The sequence below is a fragment of the Pseudomonas sp. NBRC 111127 genome (assembly GCF_001320345.1).
Classification (GTDB): Bacteria; Pseudomonadota; Gammaproteobacteria; order Pseudomonadales; family Pseudomonadaceae; genus Aquipseudomonas; species Aquipseudomonas juntendi.
Genome location: NZ_BCBD01000017.1, coordinates 20175 through 37813, shown reverse-complemented (window position 1 = coordinate 37813; position 17639 = coordinate 20175). Strand labels below are relative to the sequence as shown.

Genomic DNA, 17639 nt, shown 5'->3' with positions numbered 1-17639 from the left:
TACTCGCTTAGAGACGAACCTGTCCTTCGTAGACGCGTACGGCCGGGCCGGTCATCACCACGGGCTTGCCGGGGCCGGCCCATTCGATGTGCAGGCGGCCACCTGGCAGGTCGAGGGATACCGGGGAGTCCATCCAGCCCTGGCTGATCGCCGCCACGGCGGCGGCGCAGGCGCCGGTGCCGCAGGCCTGGGTTTCGCCCGCGCCGCGTTCCCACACGCGCAGGTTGGCCCGGTGGCGGTCGATGACCTGAAGGAAGCCGGCATTCACCCGCTGCGGGAAGCGTGGGTGGTTTTCGATCTTCGGGCCCAGTTCATGCACGGGGGCAGTACGCACGTCGTCGACACGCAGCACGGCATGCGGGTTACCCATGGACACGGCGGCAATCGAATGCAATTGGCCGTCGACTTCCAGTGGGTAGTTCAGCGCCTGCGCGTCGGCGACGAAGGGGATTTCGGCAGGGGTGAAGCGCGGTGGGCCCATGTCGACACTCACCTGGCCGTCGTTTTGCACGTCCAGCACGATGATGCCGCTCTTGGTTTCCACGCGGATGCGTTTTTTCGCGGTCAGGCGCTTGTCCAGCACGAAACGGGCGAAGCAGCGCGCACCGTTGCCGCACTGCTCCACTTCGGAGCCGTCGGCATTGAAGATACGGTAGCGGAAGTCCACTTCCGGGTTGTTCGGCGCCTCGACGATCAGCAACTGGTCGAAGCCGATGCCGGTGTGGCGGTCACCCCATTGCTTGGCGTGCTTGGGCTGGATGTGGGCGTGCTGGCTGACCAGGTCCAGGACCATGAAGTCGTTGCCCAGCCCATGCATCTTGGTAAAACGCAGTAGCATGGGCTTACTCCGGCAGCAGGCTTTCGCCAGCGTACAGTTCGGCGATGGTCTCGCGGCGGCGTACTTCGAACGCCTGGTCACCGTCAACCAGGATTTCGGCGCATCTACCACGGGTGTTGTAGTTGGAGCTCATGACAAAACCATAGGCGCCCGCCGACTCCACAGCCAGCAAATCACCTTCGGCCAGGTCGAGGACGCGGTCCTTGCCGAGGAAGTCGCCGGTCTCGCAGATCGGCCCGACCAGGTCATAGGCACGGCCTTCACCGCCACGCGGCTTGACCGCACTGACGCCCATCCAGGCCTGGTACAAGGCCGGGCGGATCAGGTCGTTCATCGCCGCATCGATGATGGCGAAGTCCTTGTGCTCGGTGTGCTTGAGGTATTCCACGCGGGTCAGCAACACGCCGGCATTGGCCACGATATAGCGGCCAGGCTCGAACACCAGGGCCAGGTCGCGGTGGCCAACGCGCTCGCGGATGGCCTTGATGTAGTCGGCCACCAACGGCGGCTGTTCGTCACGGTAGCGCACCCCGACCCCGCCGCCCAGGTCCAGGTGGCGCAGGTGAATGCCGCACTCGGCCAGGCGGTCGACCAGCACCAGCAGGCGGTCGAGCGCGTCGAGGAACGGGTCGATGGTGGTCAGCTGGGAGCCGATGTGGCAGTCGACACCGACCACTTCAAGGTTCGGTAACTGCGCCGCACGCACGTAGATGGCTTCGGCGTCGGCAATGGCGATGCCGAACTTGTTTTCTTTAAGGCCAGTGGAGATGTAAGGGTGGGTACCGGCGTCCACGTCCGGGTTGACCCGCAGCGATACCGGGGCAACCTTGCCCATTTCGGCGGCCACCACCTGCAGGCGCTCCAGCTCGTCAGTGGACTCCACGTTGAAGCAGTGCACACCCACTTCCAGGGCGCGGCGCATGTCTTCGCGGGTTTTCCCCACGCCGGAGAACACCACGCGGTCCGCGCGGCCACCGGCCGCCAGCACACGCTCCAACTCGCCGCCGGAGACGATGTCGAAACCTGCACCCAGGCGTGCCAGCACGTTCAGCACGCCGAGGTTGGAGTTGGCCTTGACCGCAAAGCACACCAGGTGCTCGGCGCCTTGCAGGGCGTCGGTGTAGCTGCGGTACTGGGCCTCGATGTGAGCGCGCGAGTACACGTAGGTAGGCGTGCCATGGCGTTCGGCGATGGCCGACAGGGCTACACCCTCCGCGAACAGCTCGCCGTCGCGGTAGTTGAAAGCGTTCATCTGGTTTCCTTTACTGCGCAGGCGACTGCTCTGGCTCGGACTCGGGCGCTGGCGGCTGCTCCTGGACCGCGGTCGGCTTGGCTTTCGACGAGTGCTGGTGCGACTTGTGCGCTTTACCGTTATCGCCGTCGTCCGGCAGATACAGCGGGCCTTTCTGGCCGCAGGCCGAAACGAGGCAGGCAACAGCGACCAGCGCCGCGAAGGAGGAAATCAGGCGCTTCATGGGTGAAATCCTTAGAAAATGCAGTATTGCGCCCGAGTATACCGAGCGACCGGCGGCTTGCCTATGCAAGGGCCGGTCCGCCGGGCGGGCAGCAGACGCGGCAAGCTTCAAGCTTCAAGCGGCAAGAAAAAGCGATCGGGTGTAGGCTGGGCTTTTTCTTGCGGCTTGTAGCTAGCAGCTTGCGGCTGGCGCGTTGCGCCCGTATCTTCCCCGGCTTGCCTGTAATGCCGCCAATTTCGAGGTTCCTGCAATGAGTTTGAGTGAAGCGCGTTTCCACGATCTGGTCGACGCGACCCAACAGGCCCTGGAAGACCTGTTCGACGAGAGCGGCCTGGACCTGGACATGGAGAATTCCGCTGGCGTGCTCACCGTCAAGTTCGAAGGCGGCGCCCAGCTGATCTTCAGCCGTCAGGAGCCGCTGCGCCAACTGTGGCTGGCTGACCGTTCCGGTGGTTTCCACTTCGACTACGACGAAGAGAGTAATAAGTGGGTCTGCGAAAAGAGCGAAGAGCTGCTGGGCGAAATGCTCGAGCGCATCGTCTGGGAGCGGGCTGGCGAGAAGCTGGACTTCGACGAGATCTGACATGAGCAGCGCCCAGCCACGGCCACCCAAGCCGTTGTACAGCAATGTCAGCCCCGCGGTGCCATCACCCTGCATCAGCGTCTGCCGGCTCGACGAGCAGCGTGTCTGCACCGGTTGCCACCGGCATGTCGAGCATATTCGCGAGTGGCGCTCGGCCGATGACGAGCGGCGCCGGCAGATCTGCCGCGAGGCACAGGTCCTGCGTGCGCAGGCAAAGGCACACTGACCGCAGGGGCTTGAGTATTTGCCCGTCTGTGGTAGTGTCGGGTTCTGCGTCGATGACGCCAAAGCCTTTTCAAACCCCGCCCTTGGGCGGGGTTTTGCTTTATCTGTGCATTGAAAATTGCCTGTTCAAAGGAGTCTGACTGGATCATGAGCACCAAGCCTTCCCTTATCCTCACCCGATTGGACGTACAGCGTCTGGAGCGTCTGATCGAGAGCCTCGACGAGAGTACGCCGGGTGTGTTCGCCCTGCAGGAGGAGCTGGACCGTGCCGCACAGGTCGTCGGTCATGAGGAAGTACCCGCAGGCGTGGTGACCATGAACTCGCGCGTGCACTGCCGTGAGGAAGCCAGCGGCAAGGACTACCACCTGACCCTGGTGTACCCGAAGGATGCCGGGGCGGAAGGCAAGGTTTCGGTGCTGGCGCCAATTGGCTGCGCTTTGCTGGGGTTGTCGGTGGGTGAACAGATCGACTGGCCGGCGCCGGGGGGCAAGACCCTCAAGCTGAAACTGCTGGAAGTCGAGTACCAGCCTGAAGCGGCGGGTGATTTCGACCTCTGAGGCCTGGGCCGCCATGCGGCCCATGTTGGAGCAGCCCGGTCATTGGCACAGCACCTGCTCCAACCCCTCGTTCAATGCCTGCTCCAGCACCCGCTTGTAGCTCAGGTAAACCTGCGTTGCCCCCAGCCGGTCATCCAGCAGCTCGGACAAATCCAGGTCGGTGATATAGCACCGGTACTTCCCGGCCCCGCGCCGCTGGCCGATGATCTGCCGCGCCACTACCGCATACAGCTGCGGCCCATGCTCCAGCTCGGAAAACTCCTGCTGGTCGCAGTACAGTGTCACATGCGCAGCACCCCCTACACCGGCCTGGATGATGGCCTGCACTTCATAGTAAGGCTGGTCACTGCCCTCCTGCGGCGCCACGCGCGGTTCGATGCTGCGGGCCTTGCCCGGGCCGCCAGGCAGTAGCTGCGCGTACTGGATATCCAGGGCCGCCTGCCCAAGGTCATCCAGCGGCAGGCGAGCCTCGCGGCGCATCACCACCGAGCGCAAAAAACGATGCAGCGGCAACAGCAGGTGCGCCTCGTCATGCAGCGGCAGGCGTTGTTGCCATAACGCGTTGCATTCATCCAGCACATACAGCTCGGCCCATTCGTCCTGCAGGCGGTAGAACACCTGAATGCACGCCGGTCGACCCTGCTCCAGCACCAGGCGCAGGTCGTGATCTTGCAGGGCGTTGGCGTCCAGGTACAACGGGCTGTAGACGCTGCGTTCTTCGCCCAGGTAGGCCAGCAGGGCATCGTGCTCGGCCAGGGTGCTCAGGCTGACATGCCCCGGTTGCAGCTCCAGCACATGGGTGTGCTGGGCAACCTGTAGCAGGTAGCGGTGCTGCAGGCCCTGGGCTTGCAACAGCTGCACGGTGTCGAAGATCTCTTCCACCCGTTGGCTGATGGCCTGTGCGCGGCTCGGGCAGAAGCAATGCACCCGTACCCGCGGCCGGTGGCCATGCGCCACCGGGCTGTTGAGAAAGTCACGCAGGCAGCGCACCAGCGCGTGTTCGCCGTCAAAGCGCTGAACCAGCACTTCGTTCCAGCTGTTCAGGGTGACCTGGTCCAAGGTCAGCACCAGGTTCTCCCGCACCCCGGCATAGCTCAGTGAGTCGGTGCGCTCGGTGGTCATCAGGATGTTCAGGTCGCGGTGATGGCGCAGTGGGTCGATGGCCACGTTGACCAGTAGCAGCACTTCATCGGCAACGCTGGGTTGCAGCAGGCGCACCTCACTCACGGTCGGCAAGGGCAGGGGGATGCATTGCTGCAGGCAACCGAGCAGGTTGACCAGCTCGAACTCGCTCAGGTCACTGACACCCGGGTGCAGCGCCAAGCGCGTGCCGCTGTCGATGACCCCGTTGCGATGGGCCCAGGCCAGCAGCTCCAGCAGCTCGCGGCAGCGTTTTATCGGGTTGAAGTACTCGACGTCGTGAGAGTTCAGGTTGCCGCTGTACAGTTCCCAGTGGTAGTTACCTGGTTCCTTGCGGTTAGGTAACTGAACCAGGGTGAGGGTGTCTTCGGCGAGGTCCGGAGCGATACCCGGGTTGATTACCTCGACCTTGCCGGCACGGCGCTCGAAGGCCGCATACAGGCGCCTGCCCAGTACGTTGAGCTCGCGTTGGTCGGCACGGCTGCTGGCGTTCCGGGTGCGTGCGAACTGGCCAAGGAAACGATAGCTGTGGTTCAGCTCGGCCACCAGTTCGCGGCGCTCCACGGCAACCTGCTGGACTTTCCATTGGCTGCGGCTGTCCAGTATCGCCAGCTGCCGCTCATCCCACCCCCACTCGTCAGCCAGGCGCTGAAGCAAACGGCGCTGCCAGCCATTGCTACGGTTCTGATCGCTGAGCTTCTTGTTCACTTTCAGGTACAGGCTGCGCCGTACCCGTTCCAGGCGCACAGGCTCGCCCTTTTGCAGCAGGTAGCGTTCGATGCGCCGGTAGACCATGACATACGGGTCCAGCTCGTCCAGGTCCAGCTGGTTGGCGAACACTGCCTGCTTGTAGTCCAGGCTCAGGCAGCGCACGCCAGGGTATTCACTGGCGTAGGCCTCGGTCAGCAGCAGTTTGAGCAGCGACTTGTAGGGTGAGTCGATGCCTTTGAACAGTTGCCACAGGCCGGCACCAATGAACTCGCCGGGCGGAATGTGCGCCAGGTTGCCCAGGTCGAGCACATCCTGGCTGCGGATAAAACGCTTGGCCAGCAGGGTCTGGGTATAGGCCTGGTAATTGCCTTCTTCGTAGACCGGCACTAGCCACCACAGCGGCGTACGCCCGGCCAGCCACACGGTTGTGCGGTAGAACTCGTCCAGCAGCAGGTAATGCTGGGTAGTCCCGCAATTGTCTGAGCCAAGCTGACCATCACGCTGGCCCTGGGCAAACCCTTGGGTGTCGATCAGGAAAAAGTGTGCCTCTGCGCCCAGGCTGGCCGCCCAGGTTTCCAGCAGTTGGCACTTGCGGCGCAGCTCTTCGAGCAACGGCTCGGGCATGCCGGGGGCGTGGCATACCCATACGTCCATGTCGCTGTGCTCGGCCTGCGCCAGCGAGCCCAGGCTGCCCATCAGGAACAGGCCGTGTATCGGCCGTGGCGGGTTGCCGTGCTGGGCCTTGTAGGTGAATGAGCGGGCCAGGCGCTGGGCTTCTGCGACCAGCTCGCTACCGGGCTCGTAGCCCGAGACGCCTGCGGGGGTGCTGCCCGAGACGTAACCCGGCAATAGCGGGTGGTTCACGTGAAACAGCAAGGGCAACAGCAGCAGCACTTGTTGCTGACGTGTCGACAGGCCCTCCATTGCCCGCTGCAGACGAGACTGGTTCAGGTGCAGGAAACGCGCGCGCAGTGTCGCCAGGACTTTGCGGTCGATGCCTTGGTCCAGGTCGGGGCGGATTTCGTGGGGGTGGTTCATTGCGCGCTCGGGCAGGCCAGTGAAGCTGTGGCGAGTTTAGCCTGAGTAACAGGGGCGGATAAGCGCTAATTGGAATATTGGCGCCATTTTTCCAGCGCGCCGGCCGGTTCCGGCTTTTGCCGTGCATGAGGCATCATGAGCACATTGAGCTGATGAAGAGATTATCCGATGCGTGTATGGATCGATGCCGATGCCTGCCCCAAGGCAGCCAAGGATCTGATCGTCAAGTTCGCCCTCAAGCGCAAGTTCGAGGTGGTGATGGTGGCGGGCCAGGCAGTGGCCAGGCCTGCGTTTGCGATCGTGCGGTTGATCGTGGTGCCCAGTGGCATGGATGCGGCCGACGATTATCTGGTCGAGCATGCCGTGCCGGGCGAGCTGGTGATCTGTAGTGACGTGCCGTTGGCCGACCGCCTGGTCAAGAAGGGCGTGGCAGTGCTGGACCCACGCGGGCGCGAGTTCGACGAGCGCAACATGGGTGATCGGCTGGCCGCGCGCAACCTGTTTACCGATTTGCGCGAGCAGGGCCAGGTCGGGGGAGGGCAGGCGGCTTATGGGGAGCGCGACAAGCAGGCGTTCGCCAATGCGCTGGACCGGATCATTTCGCGACTATCGAGGGCCTGAAGTGTAACGCGGCCATTTTGTAGGAGCGGCCTTGTGTCGCGAAAGGGCCGCGAAGCGGCCCCGGCAATTTATGCGGCGAAGCTCAAATCCTGGGGCCGCTTCGCGCCCCTTTCGCGACACAAGGCCGCTCCCACATTGATCGGCGTACGCAGGCCTTTGACCGCGCCGGATTCTGGGCTGCGCGTGGGCGGGCCTTACTCGTGGGTCAGCTCCAGCACCCGGTCCACCAGCTTGTTGATGCCACCAGCCGCCTCGCTGATCGACTTGGCCTCCATGTAAGCCGGGGTCGTCACCAGCTTGCGTTGGGTATCTTCGACGATGTCGTGCACGTCGCATTCTTCATGGGTGCCGCCCATCTTCACCACTGCCGCCGCAGTATCCGCGTCGCTGCCAATGGTGCAGACCACCCCCGGCCCGTAGATCTTCGCCGCCAGTGCCGGCGAAATGCAGATCAGGCCAACCGGCTTGCAGGCAGCGGCAAAGGCTTCGGCCAGGGCCAGCACGTCTGGGTTGACGCTGCAGTTGGCGCCTTCCACGGCGAAGTTGGACAGGTTCTTCGCCGCCCCGAAGCCACCCGGCACGATCAGCGCATCGAAGTCTTCGACCTTGGCCTCGCGGATGTCCTTGACCTCGCCCCGAGCAATGCGCGCCGATTCCACCAGCACGTTGCGCGACTCGGGCATCTCCTCGCCGGTCAGGTGGTTGATCACATGCATCTGCGCAATGTTCGGCGCGAAGCACTGCACTTGCGCGCCGCGCTGGTCCAGGCGCAGCAGGGTGATCACGCTTTCGTGAATTTCGGCGCCGTCGTACACGCCACAGCCGGAAAGAACCACCGCTACTTTTTTAGTCATGTTTGAAGCTCCAGTGTTGTGTCGCGCCTGGGAGATCGAGCGCTGCCTGCGCGGCGCATCGCGAGCGGGCGCTCGCCGGGTTGGTTTTCAGGGCCAGTCATGCTTGTGACAGGCGCGCGGCTGCCTTGTTCGTCCGGCAACCCGACACGCTGTGTGCAACCCGATGCGCCGCAGTGGCGCTTCGGGGTCACTGCTGGTCGCGCTGTTCGCCCGCCGCCTGGGCGGCGGCCTTGCGCTCTGCGCGCAGGGCACGGAAGCGACGGCGCAGCCACAACAGCACGCCCAGCCCCAGCAGGGCGGCCAACACCCATAGTTCGTACCGCTTGACGTTGCCCAGCAGGCCTTCGAGGATGGCGCCGAAGTGATAGGCCGCCGCACCCAGGGCAATGGCCCAGATCGCTGCGCCAATGCCGTTCAGCAGCAGGTAGCGGCGTGGCGGATAGCCCGACAGGCCAATGGCCACGGGCATGACCGTGCGCAGGCCGTAGACGAAGCGGAAACTCAGTACCCAGATGTCGGGGTGGCGGCGAATGTGGGCCAGCGCCCGGTCGCCCATCGCCTGCCAGCGCGGCTTGCGGGCCAGAATCTTGCGGCCGTGACGCCGGCCCATGAAATACCACAACTGGTCGCCGGCATAGCTGCCGAAGAACGCCACCAGGCACACCAGGTTGATGTCCATGTAACCGCGGAATGCAAGGAATCCTGCAAGCACCAGGATGGTCTCGCCTTCGAAGAAGGTGCCTAGAAAAAGGGCAAAGTAGCCGAAATCCTGCAGGAATTGTTGAAGCATTTTCTGAGGTGCTGGCGAAATGAACGCGCAGCCTACCCCTTCGCGGGCATTCGGGAAAGTGTCCAAATGTGTCTCCACATGAACAATTCCTACACCACATTGCCATAGCCACGCGTCATGGCTTGCCCTGCCATGTCACACAGGCGTCATAATGGGCGCTTATCTTGCCGCTCAATCGATGATAGGGCGTTAACGTCCTCAGGAACGTCAGATGAATAATGAAGTGCTTAGCCCTGTCGCGATCAAGGATGCCCAGGAGCTCCCCGAAGAGATGCTGCAGACCCCGCCAGACCTGCCGCCGGCCACCGCGCCGGAAGCCGGGCAGGCGGCCGAGCCTGCCGCCCCGGTGCCTGCGCCGCCGCCGGCCCCGGCAATCGTGGTGCCTGGCCTGGACGACAGCAGCCTGTACATTCATCGCGAACTCTCGCAGTTGCAGTTCAATATTCGCGTGCTGGAGCAGGCGCTGGACGAGAGCTACCCACTGCTGGAGCGGCTCAAGTTCCTGCTGATCTTCTCCAGCAACCTTGACGAGTTCTTTGAAATCCGGGTGGCCGGCCTCAAGAAGCAGATCAATTTTGCCCGCGAACTGGCCGGCGCCGACGGTCTGCAGCCGCACCAGGCGCTGGCGCGCATCAGCGAGCTGGTGCACCTGGAAGTCGACCGGCAATACGCCATTCTCAACGACGTGCTGCTGCCGGAGCTGGAAAAACACCAGATCCGCTTCATTCGCCGCCGTTACTGGACACCCAAGCTCAAGACCTGGGTACGCCGCTACTTCCGCGACGAAATCGCCCCGATCATCACCCCCATCGGCCTCGACCCGACCCACCCGTTCCCGCTGCTGGTGAACAAGAGCCTGAACTTCATCGTCGAGCTGGAAGGGGTGGACGCGTTCGGCCGTGATTCGGGCCTGGCGATCATCCCTGCCCCCCGCCTGCTGCCGCGGGTGATTCGCGTGCCGGAAGAAGTCGGTGGCCCGGGTGCCAACTATGTGTTCCTGTCGTCGATGATCCACGCGCATGCCGACGACCTGTTCCAGGGCATGAAGGTCAAGGGTTGCTACCAGTTCCGCCTTACCCGTAACGCCGACCTGGCACTGGACTCCGAAGAGGTTGACGACCTGGCCCGCGCCTTGCGCGGCGAGCTGTTCTCGCGCCGCTACGGCGATGCCGTGCGCCTGGAGGTCGCCGACACGTGCCCGAAACACCTGTCGGACTACCTGCTCAAGCAGTTCAGCCTCAGCGAAAGCGAGCTGTACCAGGTCAATGGCCCGGTCAACCTCACGCGCCTGTTCAGCATCACCGGCCTGGACAGCCACCCGGAGCTGCAATACACGCCGTTCACGCCGGCGATCCCCAAGCTGCTGCAGAACGCCGACAACATCTTCAGCGTGATCGGCAAGCAGGACATCCTGCTGATGCACCCATTCGAGTCCTTCACCCCGGTGATCGACCTGCTGCGCCAGGCCGCCAAGGACCCGCACGTGCTCGCCGTGCGCCAGACCCTTTACCGCTCCGGGGCCAACTCGGAAATCGTCGATGCCCTGGTCGATGCAGCGCGAAACGGCAAGGAGGTCACCGCGGTGATCGAACTGCGTGCGCGTTTCGACGAAGAGTCCAACCTGCAGATGGCCAGCCGCCTGCAAGCGGCGGGTGCGGTGGTGATCTACGGCGTGGTCGGTTTCAAGACCCACGCCAAGATGATGCTGATCCTGCGCCGCGAGCACGGCGAGATCGTGCGCTACGCCCACCTGGGTACCGGCAACTACCACGCCGGTAACGCTCGCCTGTACACCGACTACAGCCTGCTGACCTCAGACGACGCCCTCACCGAGGACGTTGGCAAGCTGTTCAGCCAGCTGATCGGCATGGGCAAGACCCTGCGCATGAAAAAGCTGCTGCACGCGCCGTTTACCCTGAAGAAGGGCATGCTCGACATGATCGCGCGGGAAACCCAGTTCGCCCTCGACGGCAAGCCGGCGCACATCATCGCCAAGTTCAACTCGCTGACCGACGCCAAGGTGATCAAGGCGCTGTACAAGGCCAGCCAGTCTGGCGTGAAGATCGACCTGGTGGTGCGTGGCATGTGCTGCCTGCGCCCAGGTATTCCGGGGGTTTCGCACAATATCCAGGTGCGCTCGATCATCGGTCGCTTCCTGGAGCACACGCGGGTGTTCTACTTCCTCAATGGCGGCGAAGAGCAGATCTACCTGTCCAGCGCCGACTGGATGGAGCGCAACCTCGACAAGCGGGTCGAGACCTGCTTCCCGGTCGAAGGCAAGAAGCTGTTGCTGCGGGTGAAGAAAGAGCTGGAAGGCTACCTGACCGACAACACCCATGCCTGGACCTTGCAGCCCGACGGGCGCTACGTGCGCAGCACCCCAACCGGCAACCAGAACCCGCGCAGCGTTCAGGCGACCCTGCTGGAGCGCCTGAGCAACCCGGTCCTCAACGTACGCTGAGGACGAAGCCGACCCGGGTCAGCCACTCCGCCTCGTTGGCGAAGTCGGCCTGGGTCAGCTGGTTCTGTTCCAGCCAGCCTTCAGGGAAGGCGATGTCGAGGCTTTCACCGGCAGCCTTGAGCTGGACCTTCGGCATTTGCTGGTTGCCACGGATGTGGTGGAACAGGATGGCGAAGCGCAGCAGCACGCACAGGCGCAGCAGTTTCACGCCTTCCTCGCCCAGTTCGGCAAACTTGTCCTTGGGAATGTTGCGGCGGTGGCCGCGTACCAGCAAGGCCATCATCTGCTGGTCTTCGCGCGAGAAGCCCGCCAGGTCGGAGTGTTCGATCAGGTAGGCGCCATGCTTGTGATAGTGGTAGTGGGCGATATCCAGGCCGATTTCATGCACTTTGGCTGCCCAGCCGAGCAGATCGCGCCAATTTCCATCCTTCAACCCCCATGCATCCGCGACCTGGTCGAAGGCGTGCAAAGCCTTGCGCTCTACGCGCGCTGCCTGGCCCTGGTCGACGTGGTAACGCTCCATCAGTGAGTTCAGGGTGCGTTCGCGCACATCTTCATGGTGGTGGCGGCCTAGCAGGTCGAACAGCACGCCTTCGCGCAGCGCGCCGTCGCAATGGTCCATGCGCTGCAGTTCCAGGGCATCGAAGATGGCTTCCAGAATCGCCAGGCCGGCAGGGAAGATGGTACGGCGGTCCGGCTTGATGCCTTCGAAGTCGATCTTGTCGACGTCGCCCAGCTTGAACAGCTTGCGCTTGACCCAGGCCAGGCCCTCGGCGTTGACCTCGCCGTTGCCCAGGCCGCCGTCCTTGATGGCGGCAGCGATGGCGCGGATGGTCCCGGACGAGCCGATGGCCTCGTCCCAGGTCAGGCGGTGCAGGGCGTTTTCGATGCTCATCAGCTCCAGGCGCGCGGCGGTGTAGGCCTGGGCGTAGCGGGCCGGGGTGATCTTGCCGTCGCGGAAGTAGCGCTGGGTGAAGCTGACGCAACCCATTTGCAGGCTTTCGCGCAGCAGCGGCTCGAAGCGCTGGCCAATGATGAACTCGGTGCTGCCGCCGCCGATGTCGGCGACCAGGCGCTTGCCGGGGGTGTCGGCCAAGGTGTGGGACACACCCAGGTAGATCAGGCGCGCCTCTTCGCGGCCGGAGATGACCTCGACCGGGTGCCCGAGGATGGCTTCGGCACGCTGGATGAACGCGTTGCGGTTGCGCGCTTCGCGCAGGGCATTGGTACCGACGATGCGCACCGAGCCAGCCGGCATGCCGTGGATCAGTTGGGAAAAGCGCTTGAGGCAGTCCAGGCCCCGTTCCATTGCCTCTTCACTGAGCTTGCGCTCTTCGTCGATGCCGGCGGCAAGCTGAACCTTCTCGCCGAGCCGCTCGAGGATGCGGATTTCGGTATGGTGGGCCTTGGCCACGACCATGTGGAAGCTGTTGGAGCCAAGGTCGATGGCGGCGATCAGAGAAAGGTTCTTCGCGATGTTGTGCGGCATGCTGTGTGTTCTCGGTCGTTAACCCGGCAATCGTGCCACGATAGCAGGCTGTCGCCAACGCGTGACATGCCAGGCCTTGATGCAAGGCAATGTGCCATTCGATGCTATGACACGCAGATGACAGTTTCGATTCGTGGCGTCTTGCCCAACTATAGTTACACTCAATCGACCGCAGCTTCCTGTAGAGCGTGGGTGCGGCTATCATGGGCCACGTTTTTTTTGCTTACGACCCTGGAGATATCCATGAGCAGCGATCTGATCAAACATGTCACCGACGCCTCCTTCGAAGCCGATGTCCTGAAGGCCGAAGGCGCGGTACTGGTCGACTACTGGGCTGAATGGTGCGGTCCATGCAAGATGATCGCTCCGGTTCTGGACGACATCGCTTCCACCTACGCGGGCAAACTGACCGTCGCCAAGCTGAACATCGACGATAACCAGGAAACCCCGGCCAAGCATGGCGTGCGTGGCATCCCGACGCTGATGCTGTTCAAGAACGGCAACGTCGAGGCCACCAAGGTGGGCGCGCTGTCCAAATCCCAGCTGGCCGCGTTCCTCGACGCCCACCTGTGATGTGAAAAGGCCCCGCGAATGCGGGGCTTTTCTTTTTCAGAGCACTAGACGCAGAAAAAAGCAAGTGTTACATTCGGCCTCGCACTGCTTCTCCAGTGCCTTCTACATGCCGTCGCCGAAGCATCCCCAATTCGAATCAGTACGCGATCCTGTCGCCATCTAGCGGCGCGGCTTCATTAAGCCAAAGCTTAATTCTCCCTTCTTACATGATTACGTCATTCCCCTTATGAACCTGACTGAACTCAAGCAAAAGCCGATTACCGATCTTTTGGAAATGGCCGAACAGATGGGCATCGAAAACATGGCCCGTTCGCGCAAACAGGACGTGATTTTCGCCCTGCTGAAAAAGCACGCGAAAAGCGGCGAAGAGATCTCCGGTGATGGCGTGCTGGAGATTCTCCAGGATGGTTTCGGTTTTCTGCGTTCGGCTGATGCGTCCTACCTGGCCGGCCCTGACGATATCTACGTCTCGCCCAGCCAGATCCGCCGTTTCAACCTGCGCACCGGCGACACCATCGTCGGCAAGATCCGCCCACCGAAAGAAGGGGAGCGTTACTTCGCGCTGCTGAAGGTCGACACCATCAACTTCGACCGCCCGGAAAACGCCAAGAACAAGATCCTGTTCGAAAACCTGACGCCGCTGTTCCCGAACAAGCGCCTGAAGATGGAAGCCGGCAACGGTTCCACCGAGGACTTGACCGGCCGCGTCATCGACCTGTGCGCCCCGATCGGCAAAGGCCAGCGCGGCCTGATCGTTGCTCCGCCAAAAGCGGGCAAGACCATCATGCTGCAGAACATCGCGGCGAACATCACCCGTAATAACCCTGAGTGCCACCTGATCGTCCTGCTGATCGACGAGCGCCCGGAAGAAGTGACCGAAATGCAGCGTACCGTGCGCGGCGAAGTGGTTGCCTCTACCTTCGACGAGCCGCCAGCGCGCCACGTGCAGGTTGCCGAAATGGTGATCGAGAAGGCCAAGCGCCTGGTCGAGCACAAGAAAGACGTGGTGATCCTGCTGGACTCCATCACCCGCCTGGCGCGTGCCTACAACACCGTGATCCCGAGCTCTGGCAAGGTACTGACCGGTGGTGTCGACGCCCACGCCCTGGAAAAGCCGAAGCGCTTCTTCGGTGCGGCACGTAACATCGAGGAAGGCGGTTCGCTGACCATCATCGCCACCGCGCTGGTCGAAACCGGCTCGAAGATGGATGAAGTGATCTACGAAGAGTTCAAGGGCACCGGCAACATGGAGCTGCCGCTGGATCGCCGCATCGCCGAGAAGCGCGTGTTCCCGGCCATCAACATCAACCGCTCCGGTACCCGCCGCGAAGAGCTGCTGACCGCCGACGACGAATTGCAGCGCATGTGGATCCTGCGCAAGCTGCTGCACCCGATGGATGAAATCGCCGCCATCGAGTTCCTGGTCGACAAGCTCAAGCAAACCAAGACCAACGACGAGTTCTTCCTGTCGATGAAGCGCAAGTAAGCGTTTCCAGACCGGAACTGAATGGGGCCGCTTCGCGCCCCTTCGCGGGCACGCCCGCTGCCACAGGTTCAGTGTGATCCATGTGGGAGCGGGCGTGCCCGCGAAGGGGCGCGAAGCGGCCCCACTGCATTTTTGCCCCCAAACAAACCCCGAACGGCGCTACACTCTGCACCCCCGACCGATACGGCCAATACGAGGCTCCCGCATGCAGTATCGCGACTTGCGCGACTTCATCCGTGGCCTGGAACAGCGCGGCGAGCTCAAGCGCATCCAGGTTCCGATCTCCCCCGTCCTGGAAATGACCGAGGTCTGCGACCGCACCCTGCGTGCCAAAGGCCCGGCGTTACTGTTCGAAAACCCCACAGGCTTCGACATCCCGGTGCTCGGCAACCTGTTTGGCACCCCGGAGCGCGTGGCCATGGGCATGGGCGCCGAGTCGGTCGATGAACTGCGGGAAATCGGCAAATTGCTGGCGTTTCTCAAGGAGCCCGAGCCGCCGAAGGGCCTGAAGGACGCCTGGTCGAAGCTGCCGATCTTCAAGAAAGTCGTGTCGATGGCGCCGAAAGTGGTCAAGGACGCGGTCTGCCAGGAAGTGCTGGTCGAGGGTGACGATGTCGACCTTGGCGCGCTGCCTATCCAGCACTGTTGGCCTGGCGACGTGGCGCCGCTGATCACCTGGGGCCTGACCGTGACCCGCGGGCCGAACAAGGACCGCCAGAACCTGGGTATCTACCGGCAGCAGGTGATCGGCCGCAACAAGGTCATCATGCGTTGGCTCAGCCACCGGGGCGGTGCGCTCGACTACCGCGAATGGTGCGAGAAGAACCCGGGCCAGCCGTTCCCGGTTGCGGTCGCCCTGGGCGCAGACCCGGCAACCATCCTGGGCGCCGTGACGCCGGTACCGGACACCCTCTCTGAATATGCCTTCGCCGGCCTGCTGCGCGGCAACCGCACCGAACTGGTGAAGTGCCGTGGCAGCAACCTGCAGGTGCCGGCCACCGCCGAAATCATCCTGGAAGGCGTGATTCACCCTGGCGAAATGGCCCCCGAGGGCCCGTATGGTGACCATACCGGCTACTACAACGAAGTGGACAGCTTCCCGGTGTTCACCGTCGAGCGCATCACCCACCGGCTCAAGCCGATCTACCACAGCACCTACACCGGTCGCCCGCCTGATGAGCCGGCCATTCTCGGTGTCGCGCTGAACGAAGTGTTCGTGCCGATCCTGCAAAAGCAGTTCCCGGAGATCACCGACTTCTACCTGCCGCCGGAAGGTTGCTCGTACCGCATGGCGGTGGTGACCATGAAGAAGCAGTACCCCGGCCATGCGAAGCGCGTGATGTTGGGTGTATGGTCGTTCCTGCGACAGTTCATGTACACCAAGTTCGTTATTGTCACCGATGACGATATCAACGCCCGGGACTGGAACGATGTGATCTGGGCAATCACCACACGCATGGACCCCAAGCGTGATACGGTGATGATCGACAACACCCCGATCGACTACCTCGACTTCGCGTCGCCGGTTTCGGGGTTGGGGTCGAAGATGGGCCTGGATGCCACGCACAAGTGGCCAGGCGAGACTACACGCGAATGGGGGCGGGTCATCGTCAAGGACGAAGCCGTCACCCGGCGTATCGATGAGCTGTGGGATCAGTTGGGAATAGATTGATGCAGGTAACGTTGCAGCCGTCCGGGGCGGTGCTGGCGCTCGAACCCGGGGAACGGATCCTGGATGGAGCGCGGCGGCTGGGCTATGACTGCCCGAACAGCTGCCGCAATGGCAATTGCCATGTCTGCGCCGCGTTGTTGGTCGAGGGCCGGGTCCGTCAGGACGGCGAAATCCGCGACCATGGCGAGTTGTTCACCTGCATTGCCGAACCGCTGGAGGACTGCGTGTTGCTCTGGGACGGTGTGCTCGCCCTGGGCGAGTTGCCTGTGCGCAAGCTGGCGTGCAGCGTGAGTGAATGCGTCGACGTCGGTGGCGACGTGTGGCGGGTGCGCTTGCGTGCACCGGCGGGCAAACCCCCGCGTTACCACGCCGGGCAGTACCTGATGATCGAGCGTGAGGGCGGCAAGCAGGCGGCCTTCTCGCTGGCGTCTGCGCCGCACGGCGGGCGTGAACTGGAGCTGCACGTACTGGCGCGCGAGCCTAGTGCCCAGCAACTGATCGAGCAGCTCAAGCGCGACGGCCTGGCGCGTATCGAAATGCCGTTTGGCGACACCCACCTGGCCGAGTTGCCCGAGGGCCCGTTGGTATTGATTGCCGCCGGCACCGGCATGGGCCAGATGCACAGCCTGGTCGAGCATTGCCGCGCCAAGGGCTTCCAGTACCCGGTGTACCTGTACTGGGGGGTGCGTCGGCCTGAAGATTTTTACCAGATCGAGCACTGGGACGAATGGCAGCGCCTGCCCAACCTGTACCTGCACCAGGTGGTCAGCGATCTGTGCGGCTGGGAAGGGCGGTGCGGCATGTTGCATGAAGCCGTTTGCGAGGACATCGCCGACCTCAATACTGTGCATGTGTATGCCAGTGGCTCGCCAAACATGATCTACGCCACACTCGACGCCTTGGTCGAAGCCGGCATGGATGCGCACCGTATGCGTGCCGATGTATTTGCCTATGCCCCACGTGGCTAATAACCCAAGTTGGCAAGTCAGGTTATAAGGCGGTAATTGTTACCGCCTTGATTAATAACTTTCCCTGTTGTTGAAACAATCATTTCCAGTCGTCGGCTGCGCGCATGAAACCTGGCTACGAGGGCTTGAGTATTCCTGCGGTTCTGACCTATGGTTA

The 17639-nt window shown here is 62.9% G+C and carries 16 protein-coding genes; 9 read left to right on the top strand and 7 right to left on the bottom strand.

The annotated features are described in order from the left end of the window. Positions 1 to 7 precede the first annotated feature (7 nt). Genes dapF through APH30_RS05450 form a run of 3 tightly spaced genes read right to left on the bottom strand, consistent with a single transcriptional unit; the run spans position 8 to position 2313 of the window. On the bottom strand, positions 8 to 838 hold the full coding sequence (gene dapF / locus APH30_RS05460) for a diaminopimelate epimerase (protein WP_009681648.1): 831 nt from the start codon (positions 836 to 838) through the stop codon (positions 8 to 10). Between the two features lie 4 nt (positions 839 to 842). Continuing rightward, entirely contained in the window at positions 843 to 2090 is a 1248-nt protein-coding gene (lysA, locus tag APH30_RS05455; RefSeq protein WP_054911896.1) for a diaminopimelate decarboxylase, read from the bottom strand. 10 nt (positions 2091 to 2100) lie between these two features. Then, positions 2101 to 2313, bottom strand: a complete 213-nt coding sequence (locus APH30_RS05450) for a lipoprotein (RefSeq protein ID WP_054911895.1) — start codon at positions 2311 to 2313, stop codon at positions 2101 to 2103. A gap of 250 nt (positions 2314 to 2563) precedes the next feature. Here APH30_RS05450 and cyaY point away from each other — a divergent pair, with 250 nt between their 5' ends. The 3 genes from cyaY (at position 2564) to rnk (ending at position 3679) form a co-directional block, all read left to right on the top strand. Continuing rightward, the gene (gene cyaY / locus APH30_RS05445; protein WP_029887574.1) at positions 2564 to 2896 is read left to right on the top strand and encodes an iron donor protein CyaY; all 333 of its coding nucleotides are present in this window, start codon (positions 2564 to 2566) and stop codon (positions 2894 to 2896) included. Between the two features lies 1 nt (position 2897). After that, positions 2898 to 3122, top strand: coding sequence for a DUF1289 domain-containing protein (locus APH30_RS05440; protein WP_009681652.1), 225 nt, complete (start codon positions 2898 to 2900; stop codon positions 3120 to 3122). Positions 3123 to 3268: 146 nt separating this feature from the next. Beyond that, positions 3269 to 3679, top strand: coding sequence for a nucleoside diphosphate kinase regulator (gene rnk, locus APH30_RS05435; RefSeq protein ID WP_054911894.1), 411 nt, complete (start codon positions 3269 to 3271; stop codon positions 3677 to 3679). 39 nt (positions 3680 to 3718) lie between these two features. Here the strand turns inward: rnk and APH30_RS05430 are convergent, their stop codons facing one another. Further along, entirely contained in the window at positions 3719 to 6568 is a 2850-nt protein-coding gene (locus tag APH30_RS05430) for a class I adenylate cyclase (RefSeq protein WP_054911893.1), read from the bottom strand. Between the two features lie 168 nt (positions 6569 to 6736). Here APH30_RS05430 and APH30_RS05425 point away from each other — a divergent pair, with 168 nt between their 5' ends. After that, positions 6737 to 7189 (top strand): YaiI/YqxD family protein, encoded by a 453-nt coding sequence (locus tag APH30_RS05425; RefSeq protein ID WP_009681655.1) that lies wholly within the window; start codon positions 6737 to 6739, stop codon positions 7187 to 7189. 194 nt (positions 7190 to 7383) lie between these two features. Here APH30_RS05425 and elbB read toward each other — a convergent pair whose 3' ends face one another. Beyond that, a complete protein-coding gene (gene elbB / locus APH30_RS05420) occupies positions 7384 to 8043 on the bottom strand; it encodes an isoprenoid biosynthesis glyoxalase ElbB (RefSeq protein WP_054911892.1) in 660 nt (219 codons plus the stop codon). Between the two features lie 187 nt (positions 8044 to 8230). Then, positions 8231 to 8833 (bottom strand): DedA family protein, encoded by a 603-nt coding sequence (locus tag APH30_RS05415; protein ID WP_009681657.1) that lies wholly within the window; start codon positions 8831 to 8833, stop codon positions 8231 to 8233. 211 nt (positions 8834 to 9044) lie between these two features. Between APH30_RS05415 and ppk1 the strand changes: the two genes are divergently transcribed. Continuing rightward, positions 9045 to 11294 (top strand): polyphosphate kinase 1, encoded by a 2250-nt coding sequence (gene ppk1, locus APH30_RS05410; protein WP_029886227.1) that lies wholly within the window; start codon positions 9045 to 9047, stop codon positions 11292 to 11294. Here the strand turns inward: ppk1 and ppx are convergent. After that, the gene (ppx, locus tag APH30_RS05405) at positions 11281 to 12783 is read right to left on the bottom strand and encodes an exopolyphosphatase (protein WP_054911891.1); all 1503 of its coding nucleotides are present in this window, start codon (positions 12781 to 12783) and stop codon (positions 11281 to 11283) included. The two genes, ppk1 and ppx, sit on opposite strands and share 14 nt — an antisense overlap. Positions 12784 to 13026: 243 nt before the next feature. On the opposite strand from ppx, the gene trxA reads away from it, so the two are divergent. The 4 genes from trxA to APH30_RS05385 all read left to right on the top strand — a co-directional run bounded on the left by trxA (position 13027) and on the right by APH30_RS05385 (position 17482). Next, positions 13027 to 13356, top strand: coding sequence for a thioredoxin TrxA (gene trxA, locus APH30_RS05400; RefSeq protein WP_054911890.1), 330 nt, complete (start codon positions 13027 to 13029; stop codon positions 13354 to 13356). A 226-nt stretch (positions 13357 to 13582) separates the two neighbouring features. After that, positions 13583 to 14842 (top strand): transcription termination factor Rho, encoded by a 1260-nt coding sequence (rho, locus tag APH30_RS05395; RefSeq protein WP_029886229.1) that lies wholly within the window; start codon positions 13583 to 13585, stop codon positions 14840 to 14842. A gap of 205 nt (positions 14843 to 15047) precedes the next feature. Continuing rightward, positions 15048 to 16514 (top strand): 4-hydroxy-3-polyprenylbenzoate decarboxylase, encoded by a 1467-nt coding sequence (gene ubiD / locus APH30_RS05390; protein ID WP_009684150.1) that lies wholly within the window; start codon positions 15048 to 15050, stop codon positions 16512 to 16514. Further along, positions 16514 to 17482, top strand: coding sequence for a CDP-6-deoxy-delta-3,4-glucoseen reductase (locus APH30_RS05385; RefSeq protein WP_054911889.1), 969 nt, complete (start codon positions 16514 to 16516; stop codon positions 17480 to 17482). Before ubiD ends, APH30_RS05385 begins: the two co-directional genes overlap by 1 nt. The last annotated feature ends 157 nt before the right edge of the window (positions 17483 to 17639 follow it).